This window comes from Kribbella sp. (genome assembly GCF_035655035.1).
GTDB lineage: Bacteria > Actinomycetota > Actinomycetes > Propionibacteriales > Kribbellaceae > Kribbella.
Genome location: NZ_DASRVN010000336.1, coordinates 1 through 3,119, shown reverse-complemented (window position 1 = coordinate 3,119; position 3,119 = coordinate 1). Strand labels below are relative to the sequence as shown.

The following is a 3,119-nucleotide window of genomic DNA, read 5'->3' as shown; positions in this document are numbered from 1 at the left end:
CGACACCGAGATCTGCGGCACGCCCTCAGGCGCGAGCACCAGCGAGTAGTTGTTGCTGCTCGACGCACGGAATACCAACAGCGAGACGATCAGGCAGATGAAGTCCAGCCCGAGCCGCATCCACAACGGGTTGCGGACCCGATCGACCTGCCGACGCGCGGCGACCACGCTGCTGCCGCGCAGATCACCGACCGCGGGCAGCAACACGGTGAGCCCGGCGATCACCAGCCCGGCAACGAACGCGATCCCGAACCACAGCAGCGTCGACCCCGTCCCCGCGCCGAACGACGTACTGCCGAAGGCGCTCCGTCCGACGACCGCTGCCACGATCAACCCCAGGAGCCCACCGAGTACGCCGACCAGTACGGCCTCCAGCGCCGCCAGCCCCACGACCCGGCGGATGCCGAATCCGCGCACCCGCAACAACGCCTGCTCGCGCCGTCGCCGGACGGCTCCGGACCCGGCCACCGCGGCCGTCAGCAAGGCCGCCAGCACGGCACCCGGAAGGCCGAGACAGAGGAAGAGGATCTGCGCGTACGCCGCATCGCTGCGCGCGGCATCGAGCGCGGCGGCGAGGTTGTCCCCCACCACGGCCGACCCCGTCGACGCCGCCTCCAGATTGTGGGCAGCGCCAACGACCGCGGTGTAGGCGGCCGCCGGGGCGTGCGGCAGGGCCGCGGTCCGGTTCGCGTGGATCTGGGTGGTGATCGCCTGCGGATCAACGGCAGCGACCGGGCCCATCAGCTGGGCGAAGCGGTCCGCGGGCAGCAGCACGACGTTGTCGGGCGGCGCGGACGGTTGCGACTGCGGCGGCGCGCCCACCTTCTGGAAGAGCGAGTCGGCCTGCGGCAGGTCGATCACGCCGTCCACCGTGACCGGTACCGGCGGGAGCCCGGGCCGGCCGATCCGGATCGTGTCGCCGGGCGCCGCGTGCAGGTTCGCCGCGGTCTGCTGCGCCAGCAGTACGCCGTCCGACCGCCCGGTCAGCTGCCGTACCTCACCCGGGAACGCGGTGCGGTAGTCCTTCGGGATCCCCAGTACGACGCCGGGCCCGGTGGACTGCGACGATCCGCCGACCGTGGCCTGGAATCCCGTCGTACGGCCGAACTGCACCGGCAGCGCGGTCGCGATCCCGGGAGCCTGGCGGACGGCGGCCTGTACCGCCGCGGGATCGCCGCCCGGCTGGACCTCGACCTGCCAGTCGACGGCGACCGTCGCGACCGCGCGATCCGTCATCGTCGCCTTCGAAGCGGTCAGGAACGCGCCGATCGCGGCGATCAGCGCGACCGAGAGGCCGACGCCGGCCGCGGTCGCCAGCAGCCGCCAGGCGCGGCGGCGGATCAGGCCCTGCAACCAGAGCATCATCGGAGGACACCTTCCTCAGCCGGTACGACGAGCCGTCCGTCGTTCATCTGCCAGTGCTCGCCGAACCGCCCGATGACGGTCGGGTCGTGCGTCGTGACGACCAGCGCTGCCCCGGTCTCCGCCGCGGCCGCGAGCAGTACGTCGAGAACGTGCGTACCGGTCGCCGCGTCCAACTGACCGGTGGGCTCGTCCGCGAGTACGAGCTGGGGGCGCAGGGCGATCGCCCGGGCGATGGCCACCCGCTGCGCCTGCCCGCCGGACAGCGTGTCGGCGAGTTGATCCGCCAGCGCTGCGACGCCGACCGTCTCCATCGCGGCCGCCGCGCGCTCGTCGGCCGCGGCCTCGTCCGTTCCCGTGAGTACGGCGGCCAGCGCGACGTTCTCCGCCACGGTCAGGGCGGGCAGCAGACTCGGGCCCTGGAAGACGACGGCGATGTCGCGGGACCGCTCGACCGCGCTGTCCCCGAACTCGGGCCACTCGACGGCTCCGTCGGTCGGAACCTCCAGGCCGGCCATCAGGTGCAGCAGCGTCGACTTGCCGGATCCGGACGACCCGGTGATCGCGATCCGCGCGCCCGGCTCGACCGTACAGGTGCAACCGTGCACCGCGACCACCGCCTGATCGCCGTGCCCGAAGGTGCGGGCGGCGTCGGTACACCGAACCAGCGTCATGCCGCGATCCTCCCGTCGGACAAGGCGATCACCCGGTCGGCGATCCCGGTCACCGCCGGGCTGTGCGTGACCAGCAGGACGCCGCGGCCGTCGCGGGCGCGGGCCCGGATCAGGTCCAGGACGACCTGTTCGGTCTTGCCGTCGAGCTCACCGGTCGGCTCGTCGGCCAGCAGTACGTCGGGATCGTTGCTCAGCGCAACCGCCAGCCCCGCGCGCGCCAGCTCTCCGCCGGACAGCTCACGCGGCAGGGCGGAGGCCCGGTCCTGAAGCCCGACCTGCTCGAGCAGCTCGGCATAGCCGGTGCCCTGCTTTCCCTGTACCAGCTGGATGTTCGCCCGCACCGACAGCTGGGTGATCAGGTTGCCGGACTGCAGCATGACGCCGAGGCGGCGGCTGCGGATCCGGGCGCGCTCGGCCTCCGGGCGATGGCTGACCCGTTCACCGCCGAGTGTGACCGCGCCGCCGTCAGGCTCGTCCAGCCCGGCCAGGCAGGCGAGCAACGTCGACTTGCCGGAACCGGACGGGCCGACCACGGCCACCACCTCGCCGCGGGCGACCCGCAGGCTGACGCCGCGCAACGCCAGCGTCTCCTCGTCACCGGAGCGGTAGAACCGGTACAGGTCGTGGCACCACAACACGTCGTCGGTTGCCGTCCCCACCATCCCGCCCGTCATCAGGCCCACCGGAACGAGTCGGAGACGATCTTCCACGGGTCGACGTTGTCGGCGTTCACCGGCCCGATCAGCGTCAGCGCGACCTGCTTGCCGCCGCGGTAGAACAGGTACCGCTCGAAGGCGTCGCGGACGACCTTGCCGGTCACCGGGTCCTGCGCCGAGTCCCCTTGGTACGTGACCAGTACGACCTTGCCCGCGGACCGGGTGATCTCGCTGACCTTGCCCATCGCGAACCGCGGCACGCTACGGCTCAACTGCGGGACGACCGTCGTCTGCACCGACTGTGCCGTCGGCGGCGCGGACATGGCCGACGGCGTGGTCTCGATCCGGTTCAGCTTGTCCGTGAACGAGGTCGTCGTACCGGTCACCGTCCTGGCCCAGCCCTCCGGCACCTTCACCGAGAACCCGG

General features: G+C 72.2%; 3 protein-coding genes and 1 pseudogene. All 4 read right to left on the bottom strand.

Annotated elements, in window-relative coordinates; all coding sequences use genetic code 11:
* Positions 1–1,365: ABC transporter permease (locus tag VFF46_RS18895; RefSeq protein WP_325038463.1), on the bottom strand; the 1,365-nt coding region annotated here is incomplete at its 3' end.
* Positions 1,362–2,036, bottom strand: coding sequence for an ABC transporter ATP-binding protein (locus VFF46_RS18890; RefSeq protein ID WP_325038462.1), 675 nt, complete (start codon positions 2,034–2,036; stop codon positions 1,362–1,364). The genes VFF46_RS18895 and VFF46_RS18890, both read right to left, overlap by 4 nt.
* On the bottom strand, positions 2,033–2,710 hold the full coding sequence (locus VFF46_RS18885; protein ID WP_325038464.1) for an ABC transporter ATP-binding protein: 678 nt from the start codon (positions 2,708–2,710) through the stop codon (positions 2,033–2,035). Before VFF46_RS18885 ends, VFF46_RS18890 begins: the two co-directional genes overlap by 4 nt.
* Positions 2,710–3,119 (bottom strand): annotated as a pseudogene (locus VFF46_RS18880) (hypothetical protein); the annotation flags it as partial. The gene VFF46_RS18885 and the pseudogene VFF46_RS18880, both read right to left, overlap by 1 nt.

Bases quoted from the DNA above. Each gene is read 5' to 3' on its own strand.
- VFF46_RS18885 (WP_325038464.1), bottom strand. From the start codon at position 2,710: ATGACGGGCGGGATGGTGGGGACGGCAACCGACGACGTGTTGTGGTGC.
- VFF46_RS18890 (WP_325038462.1), bottom strand. From the start codon at position 2,036: ATGACGCTGGTTCGGTGTACCGACGCCGCCCGCACCTTCGGGCACGGC.